This window comes from Vibrio sp. 1249-1 (genome assembly GCF_033340495.1).
Genome location: NZ_JAWOWJ010000018.1, coordinates 1 through 20295, shown reverse-complemented (window position 1 = coordinate 20295; position 20295 = coordinate 1). Strand labels below are relative to the sequence as shown.

The following is a 20295-nucleotide window of genomic DNA, read 5'->3' as shown; positions in this document are numbered from 1 at the left end:
AACGGAAACGTTTGCTTTTTCCTTGAAGCATTAAGAAGAGGCGAGTACACTCGCCTCGGTTTTAATCACTTAGCCTTAAAAAGACTGCTCAAAATGACTAAAAATATCCATGACCAACGTATTCTGATCTTGGACTTCGGTTCTCAGTACACTCAATTAGTAGCACGCCGCGTACGTGAAATCGGCGTTTACTGTGAACTATGGAGCTGGGATGTAGAAGAAGCGGATATTCGCGAATTCAACCCAGATGGCATTATCCTATCTGGCGGTCCAGAAAGCGTAACGGAAGAGAACTCTCCACGCGCGCCTCAATATGTGTTTGACTCTGGCGTTCCTCTACTTGGCGTATGTTACGGCATGCAAACTATGGCGGAACAACTAGGAGGCAAAGTAGCGGGCTCTAACGAACGTGAGTTTGGCTACGCTCAGGTTAAAGTTTCTGGTGAATGTGCTCTATTTAAAGACCTTGAAGCAACTCAAGACGTTTGGATGAGCCATGGCGACAAAGTAGTAGAGATCCCAGCCGATTTCGTAAAAGTTGGTGAGACAGACACTTGTCCTTACGCTGCGATGGCGAACGAAGAGAAGAAATACTACGGTGTTCAGTTCCACCCAGAAGTGACACACACAAAAGGTGGCCTACAAATGCTTGAGAACTTTGTTCTTGGCGTATGTGGCTGTGAGCGTCTATGGACTTCGGAATCTATCATCGAAGACGCGGTTGCTCGCATTAAAGAGCAAGTGGGTGACGACGAAGTTATCCTAGGTCTATCTGGTGGTGTTGATTCATCGGTAGTTGCGATGCTGGTTCATCGCGCAATCGGCGACAAGCTAACGTGTGTATTTGTTGATAACGGTCTACTTCGTCTAAACGAAGGTCAACAAGTAATGGATATGTTCGGCGACCAATTTGGTTTGAACATCATCAAAGTTGACGCTGAAGAACGCTTCCTAAAAGCACTTGAAGGCAAGTCTGACCCAGAAGAGAAGCGTAAGACTATCGGTCACGTATTCGTAGATGTATTCGATGAAGAGTCTAAGAAGCTGAAAAACGCGAAATGGCTAGCTCAAGGTACGATTTATCCTGATGTAATCGAGTCAGCTGCATCTAAGACTGGTAAAGCGCACGTGATCAAATCGCACCACAACGTGGGCGGTCTTCCAGATGACATGGAAATGGGTCTTGTTGAGCCACTACGTGAGTTGTTCAAAGATGAAGTTCGTAAGATTGGTCTAGAATTAGGCCTGCCTTACAACATGCTTTACCGCCACCCATTCCCGGGTCCAGGTCTAGGTGTTCGTGTTCTTGGTGAAATCAAGAAAGAGTACTGTGACTTGCTACGCCGTGCTGATGCTATCTTTATTGAAGAGCTTCACGCAGCTGATCTATACAACAAAGTATCTCAAGCGTTCACGGTATTCCTACCAGTACGTTCTGTTGGTGTAATGGGCGATGGCCGTAAGTACGATTGGGTTGTGTCTCTACGTGCGGTAGAAACTATCGACTTCATGACTGCTCATTGGGCACACCTACCATACGACTTCCTAGGTAAGGTATCTAACCGTATTATCAACGAAGTTGATGGCATTTCTCGTGTTGTTTACGACATTTCAGGTAAGCCACCAGCGACTATCGAGTGGGAATAATTTTCCTCTAGACAGTTGAGTTTATAAGAACCAGCCTTCGGGCTGGTTTTTTTGTACTTCAAGTTTGTGAAGAGGTGGCTCAACTTTTTTGTGAGAGATATATACATGCGGTTAAATTAAATATATATTCATTTTAATTGTTTAATTATCATAAATGGTATTGCTATGGAACAGGCTGACGTTACCTCTCTCATTCCCATCCTTATTACTCTTTTCCTCGCGCTGACCACAAGAAATGTCGTTGTTGGTTTATTCGCGGGTGTGGTGAGTGGTGTCGCTATGCTCGAAGGGACATTTGTCGAAAAAGGGCCACTAGACTCGTTTAGTGCACTGATGAAAAGCTATCTACTGCCGCAATTAACTGACAGCTACAATGCGGGCGTCATTTTGCTCTTGGTCTTTATTGGTGGCTTTGTTGCCTTGATGGAGAAATCTGGCGGTGGTGTGGCGTTTGCTAAAAAGGTTACTCAATGGGTTGCGAGTAAATGCCAAGCTCAACTGTCCGCATGGTTCGGTGGTGTGGTTATTTTCTTCTCAGACCTTGGTACACCACTGATTGTTGGCCCTGTTTTTCGCCCTTTATTTGATAAGTTAAAAGTATCACGCCAAAAATTAGCTTTTATTATCGACTCTACTTCCTCTCCCGTCGCAATCTTGATCCCTTTTATCGGATGGGGCGTTTACATCATGGGATTGATTCAAAAAGAGTTTACTGCCCTGAATGTCAGTATGAGTGATTGGGATGCTTTCATTGGTGCGATCCCGTATCAGTTTTACGCCTTTCTTGCGATCGCGATTGTGCCGATTGTCTCTTTCTTCAAATTAGATTTCGGACCGATGGCGAAGGCTGAACAACTAGCAGAGCAGGGCTCCGACTTTGGGAAAGTGCAGGAGTCCATGAATGTGTTTACGCATAAAAATGCAAAATCTAGTTTTGTATGGGCACCTTTGCTCGTTATGCTGGTGGTTCTATGTACCATCCTCGTGCCACACGGTTTTCCATTTCAAAAAGTGGCAGGATCAACGTTTAGGGCTGCACTTTCTTCTGCATATTTCTTCGCGGCCTTCACTTTAATTGCGCTGATGGCGTTTTATGGCGTAAGAAAGCTTTCGGATGGTATTCAGGTTTATCTGAAAGGGATGTCAAACATGATGTCAGTGGCGGTGATTCTGGTATTGGCTTGGGCGCTTAGCTCGGTTGGGAAAGAATTAGGTGCAGCTGCATACATTGCTGAACAAGCTCAAGCCGGTTTCCCTTACTGGTTATTGCCAGCGGTTGCGTTTTTACTGGCCGGTATTATCTCGTTCGCTACGGGATCATCTTGGGGGACGTTTGCCATCATGATGCCATTAGTGATCCCAACTGCCGTTGCGATTGATGCACCACTGTTGGTTTGTATTGGTGCGGTATTATCTGGTGGCTTGTTTGGCGATCACTGTTCTCCCATCTCTGAAACTACGATTTTGTCGTCGACAGGAGCGGGGTGTGAACAGTATGAGCACTTCCGTACACAATTGCCTTACGCATTACTCAATGGAATGATCGCATTAGGGTGTTTTCTTTTAGCTGGAATCAACGCCTCACCAGTGATTGTGCTTGCCGCAATTATTTCTCAGTGTGTGGTTTATTTTGTGCTGTCTAAACAAAAGTCAACCGCGAAGCTAGAGGTGGTTTCGGCAGAACAATAAAGAGAGAAACATCACAAAGCGGAGGCTCACAGGGTCTCCGCTTTTCTTTTGAGTCAAGGTAACATTTTTCTTGTGACAAAATGTGTGTGAGGACCTATTTATTCATTTTGTCTCGCAGAATCAACGTACTTGGCTCGGTGTTTCGTATATATGATCCACTATATGTCTAGTTATTCCTCGTATATTGTATTGTTGAAATCCGGAGACTAGACATGTTTGCACTCAAACATCTTCCTCTTGCATTGAGTTGTGTCTTAGCAGCACAAGTGAATGCGAGTATGAATATTCAGCCCGATCCGCAAAATCCGAATGGTTATGTTATTGCTCGTGGTGACGTTCAAGCCGTAGAGCAAAGCAAAACTTCTGATCCTATGTATGCCATTTGGTCACAAGCATTAGAGACACGCCCGAACTCAGTGGTTGAAGCGATTGTTCCAGGGGCGACAACCAACCCAGAAAACGTGAAGCGTGTAGAGCGTGTATTCCCCGAAAGTGAGTGGGACTTCCTGACTCAAATGGCGGCACCTGAATACACTTACACGCGTTTCCTACGTGCAATTGGTAAGTTCCCTGCATTCTGTGGTGAGTACACAGACGGTCGTGATTCGGATGCAATTTGTAAAAAATCGATCGTGACAGCGTTTGCTCACTTTGCACAAGAAACCGGTGGCCATATTTCGATTGATAACGTATCGGATAATCCGCTAGGGTTGGAAGAGTGGCAGCAAGCTTTGGTTCATGTGCGAGAAATGGGATGGTCTGAAGGGCAAGAAGGTTACACAACAGGTTGTGGTCAAAATGACTGGCAAAACAAACGCTGGCCATGTGAGTCTGGACAAGGTTACTTTGGACGTGGTGCAAAGCAGCTTTCTTACCATTTTAACTATGGCGCGTTCTCTGAAGTGATGTTTGATGGCGATGCATCTGTATTGCTGAAAAATCCAGGCTTGGTTGCGGATTCGTGGCTGAACTTAGCATCGGCTATCTGGTTCTTCCTAACCCCACAAGCACCGAAACCTGCAATGCTACATGTGATTGACCGTACTTGGGTGCCTTCACAGCGTGAGCTTGATGCTGGCATTGGTTACGGCTTTGGTACCACCATCAACGTGATCAATGGTGGTATTGAGTGTGGAGAGCAAAACAAAGATAAAGGCCAACCTGTTAACCGTATTCGCTATTGGGAAGGACTTGCCGCTCATTATCAAATTCCAATTGAAGCCGATGAGACCAATACCTGTTGGCAGCAGACGCCTTACGGCAGCTTAAATCTGAATGGTGCGACAGACGTGTTGTACACCAACTGGGATGGGAACTGGAAATACTACTCAGATCGTCCGGGAGGCCACTCTTTTGAATGTGAACTTGTTGGTTTCCAAACGGCTTACTCTGCGCTAGTTGCGGGTGACTATGAGAAATGTGTAACTAACTTCTACCAATCTCATGCGGGTTGGCCAGAAGTTCGTGTAGTTGACAAGTTAGACCCAGTGGATCCGGTCGATCCGCCTGTAGGTGGTGTGGCAGCTTGGGATTCTGGCAAAGTATATAACACGGGTGATCAAGTTTCTTACCAAGGTGCTGTTTACGAAGCGAAATGGTGGTCACAAGGTAATGAGCCAACGAAAGGAGACCCTTGGAAGCTGGTTTCAGGCACTCCTACGGAGCCGCCTACAACGGAACCTGAACCACCGGTGACTGAGCCAGAGCCGCCAGTAACCGAGCCAGAACCACCAGTGACAGGCAATTTTATTCAGTGGGAGCCGGGTGTAACGCAAGTCGCTAACGGCGATAAAGTGACGTACCAAAACAAATGTTTTGTTGCGAAAAATGGCCCAGGAGTGTGGGAAAGCCCAACGCAAAGCAACTGGTTCTGGGACGAGATTTCTTGTCAGTGATCGAGTAAAAAACAACCTAACCATCTATAAAGACTCTGCTTTTTTGCAGGGTCTTTTTTTATATATGTAGTGGTTTATTTATGGAATCTAAGTTTTCAATAACAGCTTTTCTCTTTTGTTCTGGAGCCCATTAAAATTCGCGCGCATTTTTTATCAACATTTTTGAAAAAAGGTATTTGTACATGTCGACAAAACTGGCTAACCCAGCACCGCTAGGTCTTATGGGTTTCGGTATGACCACTATTCTGCTCAATATTCATAATGCAGGATTTTTCCCAATTGACTCTATGATTCTAGCGATGGGCATCTTTTACGGTGGCCTTAGCCAAGTAATCGTTGGCATCATGTGCTTTAAACGCGGTGATACATTCGGCACAACTGCGTTTACTTCTTACGGTCTATTTTGGCTAACATTGGTTGGTCTAATCGTAATGCCTCACATGGGTCTTCCTGCAAGCCCTGCAAGCTTTATGGGTTGGTACCTAGCGCTTTGGGGCATCTTCACTGGTTTCATGTTCATTGGTTCTCTATGTTACCCAACAGCGAAGCAAGTGGTATTTGGCTCTCTAACTATCCTGTTCTTCTTGCTTGCTGCTCGTGATTTCACTGGTAGCGAAGTGATCGGTGCTATCGCTGGCTTCGAGGGTATCTTCTGTGGCGCAAGTGCAATTTACTTCGCAATGGCGCAAGTACTGAACAACGAATTTGGTCGTGAAGTGTTACCTGTGGGTAAAGCAAAAATCGCTCGTAAAGTTGAAGCGGTTATCGCCTAAGCTGTTACTCATAAAGAAGAAAGGGGGATTAACCATTGGTTAATCCCCCTTTTTTATGTCCTTAATCGGACCACTGCTTTTTCTTATTTATGTGATAACGCTATGTTGATGGTTGCTCAACAGTTTCTGCGCTATTGCTGTCTGCCGTTGGTGCTTTACCCGTTTTACGTCGGTACTTATCTTCCCAGTAATCTGCGCCTTTAATGCCCAGTGCAACAGGGTTAAATGTAAAATCGGTCACACCACGTTTTTGTTGCTCTTCGTAGTCGTTCAATGCTTTGAGTGCAGGCTTCGACATAAAGAAGATGATCAAAATACCGATGATGTTTAGCCACGCCATCAGTCCTACACCTACATCACCCATCGCCCATGCTAAGTTGGCGGTTTTCACGGTTCCGTAGAACACGGATGAAATAATGATGACTTTCAGAATAAACATCAGTCCATTTACTTTGAACGTACGACGAATGTAAGCAATGTTCGTTTCTGCAATGTAGTAGTAAGCCAGAATGGTCGTAAACGCGAAGAAGAATAGAGCGATTGCGATGAATGGTTTACCCACGCCAGGTAGTGCGCTTTCGATCGCCATCTGTGTAAACACAGGGCCATTTGCACCAATATCCGCTGGTAGGTTTTGAACCAGGAATGTACCTTCAATCGCACCATTTACGTTGTACGCGCCAGTGATAAGAATCATGAACGCGGTTGCTGAACACACAAGTAGTGTATCGATGTAAATAGAGAAAGATTGAACAAGACCTTGCTGAGCAGGGTGATCAACACTCGCTGCTGCTGCTGCGTGAGGACCAGTACCTTGACCTGCTTCGTTGGAGTAGACACCACGTTTTACACCCCAGCCAATTGCGGCACCAACGCCTGCCATTGGTGTGAACGCGTCACCAATAATCATGCCGAAAATGCGCGGAACCTCACCAATGTTTAGAAGGATGATGACAAACGCAGTAATGATGTAAGCTAACGCCATAAATGGTACAACGACTTGGGTAAAGTTCGCGATACGCTTTACGCCACCAAAAATGATGAAAGCCAAAATGACACAAACAACCGTACCAGTGAAAATTTTAGCAAAACTGAAGGTACCAATAGCGGTTTCAATCATGTCACCTGAGCCAAATGCGGCTTCTACTGCGTTACCGATACTGTTCGATTGAACGCCAGGAAGTAGAACACCACAAGCAAAGATGGTCGCGATAGCAAAGATCCAAGCGTACCATTTTTGTCCCATTGCTTTCTCAATATAGTAAGCAGGGCCACCACGGAACTCGCCTTCGTCTTCTTCTTTATAAATTTGTGCAAGTGTTGATTCTGCGTATGCGGTTGCAGCGCCAAAGAAGGCAACGACCCACATCCAGAATACTGCGCCTGGGCCACCGAAACCGATAGCAGCAGCAACACCAGCAATGTTACCTGTACCTACACGGCCAGATAGTGAAACGGCAAGTGCCTGAAATGATGATATCCCTTTTGTTGAACTCTTCCCTGAAAGTAATAAGCGCCACATCTCAAAGAAGTGACGAATTTGTACAAAACGCGTCATGATTGAATAGAACAAACCTGCGCCAAGGCACAAATAGATCAGTACCGGGCTCCAAATAATTCCATTCAGAAAATCAACTAATGACTGCATGAGTATTTTCCCTGTTAGTTGTGTTTGTGGTTGTTTTTCACACAATACATTACCCTTTATGTAATGCAATTGTTAACTTTTTTAGCTACAAATCCTTTGTAGCGTGATGATGAACACAGAATGGAGAGTAGTTGTTAAAATTTGGTTCTTGTTGCTTATTTGCTCCTTTTAGGTAGAAGATTTGCCTGATGATTAATTATGCAGCACATTGTCATTTAAATGTGCTGCGATTTTGATGAGTTAAAAATGCCAATGGTTATGCATTTTGTGGAGTAAGTGTCTGTCTGTTTTTTTGTTCAGTCATGTGCTCAGGCGTAACGACAAAGGTTAAGTTCCGCATTATCCATCACTTTTGCTTTTTCACCTTTCATTACGCTTGCTAGCAATTGACCTGAACCACAAGCCATCGTCCAGCCCAGAGTTCCGTGTCCGGTATTAGTAAAAAGGTTATCGTATTTAGTCGCGCCGATAATTGGTGTGCCATCAGGCGTCATTGGCCTAAAGCCGCTCCAAAACTCAGCTTGGCTGAAGTCACCACAACGAGGAAAAAGATCACGGATGACCATTTCGATAGTGTTTTTCCGCTTTTGTGGAAGGGAAGTATCAAACCCTGCTAATTCTGCGGTGCCAGCTACGCGAATTCTGTCATCAAATCGAGTCATAGCGACTTTATAGGTTTCATCCATCACAGTAGATCGAGGAGAGAAGTGTTCATCTTCCATCGGGATGGTGAGTGAATAGCCTTTGACAGGGTAGACCGGAATATCAATATCGAGTTGCTTGAGTAGCGCTGTAGAGTAGCTGCCAGAGGCCACCACATATTGGTCTGCTTTAAATTGTCCTCGGTTCGTTTGGACACCTATGATCTTTTTGCCTACTGTAACCCAATTGCTTACTTCAGTATCGAACTCAAATCGGACACCGTTTGTCTTAGCAAGCTCCGTTAGTTGTTGGCAAAATTGATGGCAATCGCCCGTTTCGTCATCAGGTAGATGCAAGCCACCAACCAGTTTGTCTTTCACAAGTGCAAGCCCTGGCTCTTGTTCAATACATTGTTCGACGTCCATTAGCTTAAATCGGGTTCCGCTTTGTTCAAGGAGCTGCATGTCCTTTTCAATAGCTTGCAGCTGTTGATGTGTTCGGAATACTTGCAAGGTCCCAAACTGACGCCCTTGATACTCAATGGCGTGTTCTTGGCGTAACTGTTCTAAGCAAATACGGCTGTGGTTGGCGATCGAAAGCATGCGAGCCTTGTTAACTTGATAGCGAGGTAGGGTGCAGTTCGCGACCATTTTACTTGCCCAGCGGATCATGTCGGCATTCAGAGTGGGTTTGATTTTAAGTGGAGCATGCTCCTCCATTAACCACTTAATGGCTTTAACAGGAACACCAGGCGCAGCCCAAGGCGAAGAATAGCCATATGAGATCTGCCCGGCATTGGCGAAGCTCGTTTCCATGGCACTGCTTGCTTGGCGGTCAATGACGGTAACTTGATAGCCTGCTTGAGATAAATACCAAGCAGAGGTTAAGCCGATAACGCCGCTGCCTAATACGATGACTTCCATTGATGCACTCCACACATTTATCAGAGTGCTCAGTTTCTTTTCTTTACCTTTTGTTAACAATCGATATAAATTACACACAGCGTTTAGAAAAACTATAGGCTCAAGGATGAAAAGTAATCTGATAAGTGGTTTGTGTTTATTTAGCCAAGTCGCGGAGTACAACAGCTTTACTGGTGCTGCAAGACATTTACACCTCACCACTGGTGCCATAAGCCAACAAATTATTCATTTGGAAGCGTTATTAGGTTTTACTTTATTTGAACGCCACTCTCGCGGTATTCGTTTAACCGTAAAAGGCACTCAGTTACACCAAGCGACGCAGTTTCACTTTTCGGAACTGAGCAAATTGCTTGATGAGCTCAAAGTAGAAAAGCAAACCAATGAAATTCGTTTGAAGTTGACGCCTTCTTTTGCTTTCAAATGGTTAGTCCCAAAGCTCGAAAGCTTCCATCATGATAATCCGGATATCCAAGTACAAATCTTTGCGGAAGGTGCGCTGGTAAATAGTGAGATAAAAGACTATGACGCCGCAATTGACTATGGTCTTCATCCTTATAGAAATGCTAACGCGGAGCTGATTTTGGATGAGCATCTGCTACCGGTGATGAGTCCAAAATACCTTGAGGATCATGGCTGGCTAAAAACGTTGTTTGGTGAGCAAAAAAACTCAATGCCAGTGAAGCAATGGCAAGAGGCGACGCTACTACACGATGCGATGCCATGGGAAAAAGCGACGCGTGACTATGAGTGGCTATATTGGGCGTCAGCGATGGGGTTGGATTTTAAAACCGATGTCGGACACTTTTTTAATCGAACGGATATGGCGATGTCTGCAGCCGAAGCTGGCGTTGGGATTGCGATGGCTCGAATGGCATTGATTGAGGATGAATTGACGACAGAGCGTTTGGTTTCTCCATTCAAACCGATTCCTGCCAATGCAGGGTATTACTTGATCATGAACACACGTACGAATGCGACAGAAACGTTTCGTCACTGGTTACTTGGACAGTTGAATTAGCGTTTTATCTCTGTGATTCATCCCTACGTTATTTGTTGAAAAATTGGGCAATATAAGTTTTAAGCAAGGTAAGTGCTTTTCTTGCCGCTATTTGAGTGATGAAAGACAGGGAAGAACATGAAAGACGAAACGCTATCTATCCATTTTGGTTACGAAACTGACCCGACCACCAAATCTGTCGCGACACCGATTTATCAAACGGTCGCGTACGAGTTTGATAACGCGCAGCACGGCGCTGATCTGTTTAACTTGGAAGTGCCGGGGAATATCTACACTCGCATCATGAATCCGACTAATGACGTGCTGGAAAAACGCATGGCAGCGTTAGAAGGCGGCATTGCTGGATTGGTCGTGAGTGCGGGGAGTGCAGCGATTAACTATGCGATTCTGACGTTAGCGCAAGCGGGCGATAACATCGTTTCTACGCCGCAACTTTATGGCGGTACTTATACCTTGTTTGCGCACATGCTCCCAAATCAAGGTATTCAGGTGAAGTTTGCTAAAGATGACAAGCCAGAAAGTTTGGCCGAATTAATTGATGAAAATACCAAAGCGGTGTACTGCGAGAGCATTGGGAACCCTGCGGGCAATATCATCGATTTAGAACGTGTGGCGGAGCTTGCTCATGCACAAGGCGTACCTGTGATTGTGGATAACACCGTTGCGACGCCAGTGCTTTGCAAACCCATCGAATTTGGTGCGGATATCGTAGTTCACTCTCTCACTAAATACGTTGGTGGGCATGGCACCACATTAGGTGGCGTGATTGTGGATTCAGGTAAATTCCCTTGGGCGCAGCACAAAGACCGCTTTCCTGTTTTCAACCAACCAGAACCTTCTTACCACGGCGTGGTGTATACCGAAGCGTTTGGTGAGGCGGCATTTATCGGGCGTGCGCGTACCGTACCACTGCGTAATACCGGAGCCGCATTATCACCGATGAATGCATTTATGCTTATGCAAGGGCTAGAAACGTTACCGCTGCGTATGGAGCGCCATACCGAGAACACACTCAAAGTGGCTGAATTCTTGGAACAGAATGACAACGTCAGTTGGGTAAGTTATGCCGGATTACCAAGTTCTGAACACTTCCATCTCGCCGAAAAATACATGAAAGGTAAGCCTTCTGCGATTTTGTCGTTTGGTTTAAAAGATGGTTATGACGCTGGTGTGCGTTTTTATGATGCTTTGAAAATCTTTAAGCGTTTGGTGAACATTGGCGATGCAAAATCATTGGCTTGCCATCCTGCATCGACGACTCATCGTCAATTGAGCGAAGCAGAACAAAAACAAGCTGGTGTGTCTCCAGAGATGATTCGTTTATCGGTGGGTATTGAGCATATTGACGATATTCTAGCCGATTTAGAACAGGCACTAAACGCGTAAAACGATTCTGTTTTTAGCTTTGGGTTACCCATAGGCCAGCCTTTAAAAAAGCTGGCCTATTTTTATTTTATTGTTTAAATATCAAGGGATTTGGTGTTTTTGGTTTGTGGTATTCCAAAAGCTCATAGAGGGTGAGATTTATTCTCTTGTCACGTTTGGGTTTGTTCCTGATGATGTGTGCAAGTATTACACATTGGAAGGGACTCAAATGTCTTACGTATTTCACCGTCATTGCCATGCCACGCTACCAATCATCGATAGAGGTGAAGGTGTTTATCTATTCGATAAGCATGGAAAGCAGTATCTCGATGCTTGTGGTGGTGCTGCGGTATCAAACCTTGGCCACAGTCATCACGCCGTTAAAAAAGCCATGTTGGAACAGATCGAGCGAGTGCCATTTGCTCATACTGGATTTTTTACTAGTGACAACAGTGAGCGCCTAGCAGAATTGATTTGTCAGTACATGCCTGAACAGTTCAACCATGTGTATTTAGTCAGTGGCGGATCAGAGGCAGTGGAGTCGGCACTAAAAATGGCGCGGCAGTATTTCGTGGAATCAGGTAAGCCAGAGAAAAAGCAATTCATCGCGCGTCAGCAAAGTTATCACGGTAATACCTTGGGGGCTCTGGCTGTCGGAGGTAATGAATGGCGACGTGAACCGTTCAAACCCATCTTACACCCGAGCCATCATATCGCCCCTTGCTATGCTTATCGTTATCAGCAGAGTCATGAGTCGGAATTGGATTACTCATTGCGAGCGGCGAATGAGCTAGAGGCAAAAATTCTTGAGTTGGGGGCTGATAATGTCATGGCTTTTGTCGCTGAGCCCATTGTGGGAGCCACCGCTGGAGCTGTGCCTGCCACACAAGGTTACTTCAAGCGTATTCGCGAAATATGCGACCAATACGATGTGTTATTGATCTTGGATGAAGTCATGTGTGGCGTTGGACGCAGTGGCAGTTTTTTTGCGTTTGAGCAAGAAGAGGCAGAACCCGATCTGGTGTGTATGGCTAAAGGGCTTGGTGCGGGTTATCAACCTATTGGCGCGGTGGTTGCGAATGATCGAGTCTATCAAGCTATTGCTGATGGAAGCGGTTTTTTCCAACACGGTCATACCTTTATGGCGCACCCTGTGGCGTGCGCTGCTGCCGTGGCAACAATTGAAACCATCTTCCAAGATGATTTATTAACGGCGGTGAATCAGCAAAGTGCTTTGCTGCGTAATGAGCTTACTTCTGCATTGGCCCATTTACCGTACATTGGCGACATTCGTGGTAAAGGCTTGTTTTTTGGCATTGAGCTGGTGGCGGATAAAGAAAGCAAGGCGCCTCTGAGTAAAGCCACATTGGCAGACAAACGCATCAAACAGCGAGCAATGGAAAATGGCTTAATGTGCTACCCAATGGGCGGAACGATTGATGGCGTTAATGGGCACCATATTTTGCTCGCACCGCCATTCATTATTCAGTCTCATCATATTGATGAACTAGTCGGTAAACTCTCATTAACGTTAAAAGAGGTGGCGGAGACATGGAAGTAGCAAACCAATATTTGCGAGAACCTATCGCCATTATCGTGGCCCCAAACGGTGCTAGAAAAACTAAGCACGATCACGCCAACTTACCTATGACAAAAGACGAACTGGTTGCAGAGGCTATCGCTTGTCAAACGGCAGGGGCTGCCATGATCCATTTGCATGCTAGAGACGCCAACGGATGTCATTCATTAGACATCGACGACAACATGGCAATTTACCATGCCGTGAAAGAAGCGGTGGGAGAAACCATGATGGTTCAGCTCACCACAGAAGCTGTGGGTTTATATTCTCCGCCACAACAGAGGGCGTTAGTCAAAGCTGTGAAACCTGAAGCGGCTTCTTTCGCATTGAGGGAGTTAATCCCCGATCGCGCAAGTGAGAAAGAAGGGCATGTCTTTTTCCATTGGTTGGCAGAGAACAGCATCGTGAGCCAAATTATTCTCTACGATACAACCGACATTGAACGTTATTTCCAACTACGCGATGCGGGCGTGTTACCTAAAACGCATCAGCATGCATTAGTGGTGTTAGGGCGTTATCACCAAACTCAACAGTCTTCGCCATGGGATTTACGAGGTTTGAATTTGGCGCGTTTTGACGAGGAAGAAATTCGATGTGCCATTTGTGCTTTTGGTGCGCGAGAGCAAGACTGTTTAGCGAGTGCGATGTTACTTGGATTCGATGTTAGAGTGGGGTTTGAGAATAACCACTTCGATGTGGCAGGCGAATTAGCAATCAGTAACGCGGCTCAGGTGGAAGCTCTACGCGATGTGGCGCATCGCTTTGCGATTCCTTTACGCAGTGCGCAAAGTTTGCGTTCAGCTTTGAAGTAAATCTGCTCGCGGAAAAGAAAAAAAGAAGAAAGGAAAGTAAAAAGGCTCCATCGGAGCCTTTTCGGTATTTGTCGTTAGTTCTCAGTTTGCGCTACAGGTTGACGAGCGGGATGTTTGATAAACACCGCGACAACAGCCGCTATCGCTAATGCAAAACAGTAGTAAGAATTGGCAACTACTTCAAGTGGCGAGAGGTTGAACACGGAACCTAGCAGTAGTACTTGAGCACCGTAAGGCAACACGCCTTGCACCACGCATGAGAAAATGTCTAACAAGCTTGCTGAGCGGCGAGGAGAGACATTATTCTCTTCCGCCAGTTGGCGAGCAACGCTGCCCGATACAATGATGGCTACGGTGTTGTTTGCCGTACAGCCATTGACCATTGATACCAAACCTGCAATACCTAGCTCGCTTGCACGACTGTTCGCATGCTTAGAGTGACTAGAGCCAAACGCGTGGATAAGGCTACTAACGAAATTTGTTAGAAAAGCAAGACCACCTTGGCGACGCATCAGTTCACTCAAGCCACCAATCAGCATGGATAACAAGAAGATCTCTTGCATGTTACCAAAGCCTTTGTATACGTCTTGGGCTAGATTAGTTAGTCCGTAATTGTCAATCGATGCCAAGCTCACGCCGCCAGCCAAAAGAATGCCAATCGACAGAACCACAAACACATTCACACCAGATACCGCTAGGATCAAAATAGTGATGTACGGCAAGACTTTTAGCCACTCAATATCGCCAGTTGCAGGCACTTGAGTCGCAGTACTGTTGAAAGCGAACACTGCAATCGCGATCAACGCCGCAGGTAAAGCAATACGAATGTTCTCTTTAAACTTGTCTTTCATCTCACAACCTTGAGAGCGTGTCGCCGCGATGGTGGTGTCAGAGATGATAGAAAGGTTATCACCAAACATAGCGCCGCTCAGTACAACGCCTGCGGTTAACGGTAAGCTCATTCCTGCTGATTCAGCAATACCCAACGCTACGGGGGCAACGGCTGCGATGGTACCCATCGAAGTCCCCATTGCTGTTGCGATAAAAGCAGAAATCAGAAAAATGCCCGGTAAAATCATGCTGGTTGGAATAGCGGATAAACCAAGGTTCACTGTTGCATCAACACCGCCAGAGGCTTTTGCTACCGCAGCAAAGGCACCTGCAAGCAGATAGATCATACACATTGCGATGATGTCTGGGTGGCCAACACCACGCATGAAGTGTTCGATTGAGCGGTTAAGTTTCTCTTTACTTAAAAGAAACGCAATGATGATGGCTGGTAACACCGCGATGGGTGCAGGCAGCTGGTAGAAGGCAAATTCCACGCCTTGCAAAGATAAGTATGTGCCTACGCCAATAAATAGCGCAAGGAATACAATTAATGGGATCAGTGCGACCGCAGACGGTGCAACTGTTTTAGTAGTTTGTTGGGAACCGGACATGTAAACGACAATGTTAATGATAAGAGAGAAGAGCAGACTAATATCACACTTCTACATTGTCAACGTCTAGACGTCTAAATGGCTGTTTAAATTTTACACGTAAAGAAAAAGATAAAAGCTCGTGTTGCGTATCTCACTGATACCACGAGCTTTAGTTATGCGCTAATGAAGAGACTATCGTTATTGCATTGATTTGGCTTTTTTGCGTTTAACAATACCTAAAACCATCCACGTAAATAAGACAGCAGCAAATGCCCATACCAGATATTTGTATTCGGTGTACAGGTTGCTCAACACGCTTAAATGTTCAAATGCAAAGTGAGTTAACAAGCTGAATACCAATACCCAAACCGTCGCCGCGAGGGCGTTACCGAGCAAAAACTCTCTACGTGGCATTTTCGCGATACCGCATGCAAGAGGCATAAATTGCTTCATTCCTTCAATAAAGCGGCTGACGACCAAGCACGTAGGGCCGTATTTCTGGATAGTCAATTGAAGCGTTTGCATCTTCGGGCCGGAAATGTAGCCTTTTTTATCCAACCAGCCTTCAAAGTAATAGCCGATTAGGTAACCACAGGTATTACCCAAAAAGCAGCTCAGCCACGATACCATCATTACCATACTTAGGTTCATGACTTGTTCTGACGAGAGCAAAGATGCCGCGATCATCAGTGATTGACCAGGCATCGGGATACCTATCCCTTCTAGAAATATACTGACAATCAGCGCAACGTAGCCGTATTGCTCAAGCAAAGGCTTCATTGACATGAGAAGTTCGTTAATATGTTCCAAAAGCTTTCCCCTAATAAAAGCGGAACGAAGTTGGAGTGATACTCCGAATGTCCTATTGGGTCAATTCTTGTTTCTCACCATTGAGAAAAACTGACATGCCTCTGATAATTGCGCAGAATCAACCTGCAGCAGGCTTTATTCGCCGCCACGCTCTTTGGTAGCGGCGAATTAGGGAGATCCTTATGACTCTTTGGCTTTGGTGAATGCACCATACAAATCAAGGCGGCGATGACGTAAGTTGGTGACAGAGCCTTCGGTATTAAGCTGTTTCAACTTAGTCAAATCAACATCAGCGAAGATTATCATTTCGGTGTTGGCGCTTGCTTCTGTCAAGGTCGCATCGTGTGGAAAATAGATATCCGACGGTGAAAATACGGCAGATTGTGCGTACTGGATATCGACATTATCAACACGAGGTAAGTTGCCGACACTGCCCCCAATTGCAACGTAGCATTCGTTTTCGATGGCTCGTGATTGGGAACAGATTCGTACTCGTTGGTAGCCATTTTTTGTGTCTGTCCAGAAAGGAACGAACACAATTTGTGCGCCTTGCTCGGCGAGCATTCTTCCCAACTCTGGGAACTCGCTGTCATAACAAATCAGTATGCCGACTTTGCCTGCATCGGTTTCGAACACTTGAACATTGTCACCACCGTCGATCACCCAGTCTTTTTGCTCATGGGGCGTGATGTGGATCTTATATTGAGCGTTTATTTCACCATCTCGTTGCAGCAAGTAGGCCACATTATACAACTTGCCATCCTCGATGACGGGCATACTGCCTGCAATAATGTTGATGTTGTAGGTGACGGCCATCTGCGAGAAGCGGTTTTTGATCTCTTCTGTAAAGCTAGCCAAAAAGCGAATTGCTTCGACGGAATTTTGGTCGTTTTGCAATCCCATCAGCGGCGCGTTAAAGAATTCAGGGAATAGGGCGAAATCGGCTTTGTAGTTCGCAAGAGAAGAGATGAAGAACTCAGCCTGATCGAGCAAGTCCTCTAAGTCATTCATAGCACGCATTTGCCATTGCACAACACCAATCCGAATCAGCGTTTTTTCTACATCGTGTACGGATTGAATATCCTCTTCGTAGAAGAAGTTATCCCACTCCAGTAGAGTTGCGTAGCCTTTAGAAGCACTATCCTCTGGCAAGTAACCACGCATAATACGCTTTACATCGAAGTCATTTGCAAGCTGAAAAGACAAAATAGGATCGTGAAGCTCACGGCGTTTTATCTTGTCGATGTATTCAGCCACGCTCAGTTCGTCAGCATATTTGTGGTAATTCGGGATGCGACCACCGGCTAAAATTGCTTTGAAATTCTTACTCCGGCAAAGTTCTTTACGCGCATCATACAGGCGGCGACCTAAACGCAGCCCACGGTAGTCCGGGTGAACAAATACATCGAGACCATACATGGCGTCACCGGTCACTTGGTTTTGGATGACGTTGTTCTCGGTGATGATGTCGGTGTACAGGTGAGGAAGTGAAAATCGGTTGTAGTCCACTTTGATTGTTAGCGCTGCGCCGACAATTTTTCCGTTATCCTCAATACAGATTTGTCCATCAGGAAACTGATGAATAAGATCCATGATGGTCAGGCGTGGCCATGAGCCACCAACATCAGGAAAAACAAGGTCCATTAATTCCGCGAGCTCTGGGTAATCGGTCGGCTCAATGGTGCGTAAAGAGAGTCTTGGCGTGTTGCTGTCCATATCCTACTATCCATTTATCCTTTTTAAATAGTATGGATGAGAATGCCATAAATTTGAGCAGACAGATACCGAAGTCTTTGAGTTGTTTTGGTTTACCTAAACGAGTTTAAAGAAACAACATTAACTTAGCTTGCTCTTCAGCCATTCGTGAAATGCCACTACTTTTTTAGCTGAAAGTCGATAATTTGGAATCATCACGTAATAACCATAACCGCTCTGTAAAGAGAGGTTGAGAACATGCTGAATGTCCCCTCTTAAAATCGAATACTGCGCCATAAAATCAGGAAGCAAGGCGAGCCCTTTTCCCATTCTGACAGCTTCGCAAGCTAGGTAAAAATGTTCGACGCCTACAGGTTGATAGGTAACGGGAGATTCTACAGTGTAGACAGTTTTAAATTGCTCCCATAGCTGAGGGCGAGTGATTTGAGGTATAAACGGATAATTACTAACAGCGTGCACACTCTCAATTGCAGGAGCATTTGTGCAACCGACTAATAACAATGTTTCTTCGCACAGTAAGTGGCTGTATTCATAATGTGTGGATAATGGAAGGCAGCGAATATGTAAGTCACTTTCGTTGCTCGAATCTTTGACGTTCCCATCCCCGGTACAGACTCTTACTCGGATGTTAGGATGTTGCTGGTGGAAGTCATCAATATTAGGTATCAACCAAAGGCTGGCAAAAGAAGGGGTTACGTCCACGGTGAGTAATTCTTGCTTTGAATCTGACTGGATTAAGTTGGCAGTTGCATGCTGAATAAGCTCCAAAGCTTCTGTGACTTGCGGCAGATAACGCTTGCCTTCTTCGGTTAACTCAATACCACTCGCCCTTCTTTGTATTAAAGGTAAACCCACCAATTGCTCCAGCGATGCGATTTGTTTGCTTACTGCGCTTTGCGTAATACATAGGGCATCCGCTGCTTTAGAGAAACTGAGGTAATTAGAGACCGCGACAAACGTCCTTAATGCTCGAATAGAAGGGTATTCACTGCCTTTTAACATACTTCAGTTCCATTAAACTCTGCTTAGGCAAAGAGTAGAGTATTCACGGCTTGAAGCAAAGTAAGATGCAACGTATGTGTGATTAGCTTCCTTTCTTATAAAAACTAGCTAAGCGTTTTTTGACTGATTAATCTACAAGAGTATTTTAGATGTTTATTTAATTTCTTTGAAAAATCTACAAATTAACAAGAATCTTTTTCACATCATCGATTAACCTCAATTTAGTATTGTTTATATAAAGTAAACAGACAGATCGTTTTTTCTGTTTTTGTTCGGCGTTCTTTAGAGGATTGTCAGTATTCTATAAAATTAAATATATTTTTCATTAATTTAAAGTTGGCATTGCATTTGCTCTTTACTATTCGAACCTTCAATGGAACTTATATTAGGAGAACGAAATGAAAAGCAATGTTGTTACTTTGATTAGCCTTTTTTCTTTAGCAACGTTTAGTACTTTATCACATGCTGCGGACTCCAACGATCATGGTGTATATGTTGGCGCCAACTACGGTTACTTAAAAGTTGATGGACAAGATGACTTTGATGATGACAGCGATGTTATTCAAGGTTTAGTTGGTTACCGTTTTAATCCTTACTTAGCGTTGGAAGGTGGTTACATTGATTTCGGTAGCTATGGTAATAACCTAGCAAATGCCGAAACGGACGGCTATACAGCGGCTCTAAAAGTTACCGCTCCCATTGCTGATCGTGTCGACCTTTACGCAAAAGGCGGTCAAATGTGGTACTCGACGGATTACAACGTTGCGGGCTTCCAAGGCAACAAAGATGATGAAGGTGTATTCGCTGGTGCCGGTGTGGGTTTTAAAGTTACTGATAACTTCTTAGTTAACGCAGAATATATGTGGTACGACGTAGAACTCAATGCGGAGAATGTCGCGAACGGTGCAAACACGGAAACAGACTTTAACCAAGCATCACTAGGTGTAGAGTATCGCTTCTAATATAGTTAGCCGTGCTGGACTCAATAAAAGTGCGAAGCAAAATAGCTTCGCACTTTTATTATTTATAATTCAAATAATTTAAGACCGATGAAGCGTATATATAAAACGATGGCTAATTTATTTTATTGTTACTCCAGGGTATTTAATACGTTACTAGCATGACTGTCTAGCCTTTTTACTAACCTTGAAAAACAAAGCTTTATTGCTCTACAAGTAATATTAGATAGGTTAATTTCCGCATTGCCTGACATTACATTTATGTGGCCTATAATACCCCGTACGTGTTCGTTACATTCATTTTTTAGCTCTGAAATTGTAAGTGTTCACCAAGCCCCTATTGACAGAAAAAGTGTGACACTCAGCACTTGATCCATTCTTGGCTATTGAGTG

15 protein-coding genes are annotated in these 20295 nt (G+C 44.9%); 9 read left to right on the top strand and 6 right to left on the bottom strand.

Annotated elements, in window-relative coordinates:
* The first annotated feature begins 93 nt into the window (after nucleotides 1-93).
* The 4 genes from guaA to R7Z50_RS21315 all read left to right on the top strand — a co-directional run bounded on the left by guaA (nucleotide 94) and on the right by R7Z50_RS21315 (nucleotide 6004).
* Entirely contained in the window at nucleotides 94-1647 is a 1554-nt protein-coding gene (guaA, locus tag R7Z50_RS21330) for a glutamine-hydrolyzing GMP synthase (RefSeq protein WP_005381685.1), read from the top strand.
* 165 nt (nucleotides 1648-1812) lie between these two features.
* On the top strand, nucleotides 1813-3336 hold the full coding sequence (locus R7Z50_RS21325) for a Na+/H+ antiporter NhaC family protein (protein WP_005381684.1): 1524 nt from the start codon (nucleotides 1813-1815) through the stop codon (nucleotides 3334-3336).
* 212 nt (nucleotides 3337-3548) lie between these two features.
* On the top strand, nucleotides 3549-5231 hold the full coding sequence (locus R7Z50_RS21320) for a chitinase (protein ID WP_005381683.1): 1683 nt from the start codon (nucleotides 3549-3551) through the stop codon (nucleotides 5229-5231).
* Between the two features lie 182 nt (nucleotides 5232-5413).
* On the top strand, nucleotides 5414-6004 hold the full coding sequence (locus R7Z50_RS21315; RefSeq protein ID WP_005381682.1) for an acetate uptake transporter: 591 nt from the start codon (nucleotides 5414-5416) through the stop codon (nucleotides 6002-6004).
* 100 nt (nucleotides 6005-6104) lie between these two features.
* On the opposite strand, the gene R7Z50_RS21310 is transcribed toward R7Z50_RS21315, so the two are convergent.
* Complete coding sequence (locus R7Z50_RS21310; protein WP_005381681.1) at nucleotides 6105-7652, bottom strand: alanine/glycine:cation symporter family protein; 1548 nt, start codon at nucleotides 7650-7652, stop codon at nucleotides 6105-6107.
* Nucleotides 7653-7960: 308 nt separating this feature from the next.
* Nucleotides 7961-9217: a D-amino acid dehydrogenase gene (locus R7Z50_RS21305; protein WP_318149251.1), complete on the bottom strand. Its 1257-nt coding sequence runs from the start codon at nucleotides 9215-9217 to the stop codon at nucleotides 7961-7963.
* 106 nt (nucleotides 9218-9323) lie between these two features.
* Between R7Z50_RS21305 and R7Z50_RS21300 the strand changes: the two genes are divergently transcribed.
* From R7Z50_RS21300 to R7Z50_RS21285, 4 genes are all read left to right on the top strand, one after another.
* Complete coding sequence (locus R7Z50_RS21300; RefSeq protein ID WP_005381678.1) at nucleotides 9324-10235, top strand: LysR substrate-binding domain-containing protein; 912 nt, start codon at nucleotides 9324-9326, stop codon at nucleotides 10233-10235.
* Nucleotides 10236-10352: 117 nt separating this feature from the next.
* Entirely contained in the window at nucleotides 10353-11621 is a 1269-nt protein-coding gene (locus R7Z50_RS21295; RefSeq protein WP_318149250.1) for an O-acetylhomoserine aminocarboxypropyltransferase/cysteine synthase, read from the top strand.
* Between the two features lie 208 nt (nucleotides 11622-11829).
* Nucleotides 11830-13161 (top strand): aspartate aminotransferase family protein, encoded by a 1332-nt coding sequence (locus R7Z50_RS21290; RefSeq protein WP_031780846.1) that lies wholly within the window; start codon nucleotides 11830-11832, stop codon nucleotides 13159-13161.
* Complete coding sequence (locus tag R7Z50_RS21285; RefSeq protein WP_138940405.1) at nucleotides 13152-13991, top strand: 3-keto-5-aminohexanoate cleavage protein; 840 nt, start codon at nucleotides 13152-13154, stop codon at nucleotides 13989-13991. The genes R7Z50_RS21290 and R7Z50_RS21285 overlap by 10 nt, the downstream gene beginning before the upstream one ends.
* A 74-nt stretch (nucleotides 13992-14065) precedes the next feature.
* On the opposite strand, the gene R7Z50_RS21280 is transcribed toward R7Z50_RS21285, so the two are convergent.
* The 4 genes from R7Z50_RS21280 to R7Z50_RS21265 form a co-directional block, all read right to left on the bottom strand.
* Nucleotides 14066-15433 carry a Na+/H+ antiporter NhaC family protein gene (locus R7Z50_RS21280; protein WP_005381672.1) on the bottom strand — a complete coding sequence of 456 codons (1368 nt, stop codon included), beginning with the start codon at nucleotides 15431-15433 and terminating at the stop codon, nucleotides 14066-14068.
* Nucleotides 15434-15613: 180 nt separating this feature from the next.
* Nucleotides 15614-16201 carry a DedA family protein gene (locus tag R7Z50_RS21275; RefSeq protein ID WP_005381671.1) on the bottom strand — a complete coding sequence of 196 codons (588 nt, stop codon included), beginning with the start codon at nucleotides 16199-16201 and terminating at the stop codon, nucleotides 15614-15616.
* Between the two features lie 204 nt (nucleotides 16202-16405).
* The gene (locus tag R7Z50_RS21270; RefSeq protein ID WP_005381670.1) at nucleotides 16406-17941 is read right to left on the bottom strand and encodes a bifunctional GNAT family N-acetyltransferase/carbon-nitrogen hydrolase family protein; all 1536 of its coding nucleotides are present in this window, start codon (nucleotides 17939-17941) and stop codon (nucleotides 16406-16408) included.
* A gap of 120 nt (nucleotides 17942-18061) precedes the next feature.
* Entirely contained in the window at nucleotides 18062-18943 is an 882-nt protein-coding gene (locus R7Z50_RS21265; RefSeq protein WP_005381669.1) for a LysR family transcriptional regulator, read from the bottom strand.
* 398 nt (nucleotides 18944-19341) lie between these two features.
* Here R7Z50_RS21265 and R7Z50_RS21260 point away from each other — a divergent pair, with 398 nt between their 5' ends.
* Entirely contained in the window at nucleotides 19342-19905 is a 564-nt protein-coding gene (locus tag R7Z50_RS21260) for a porin family protein (RefSeq protein WP_005381668.1), read from the top strand.
* Nucleotides 19906-20295 lie beyond the last annotated feature (390 nt).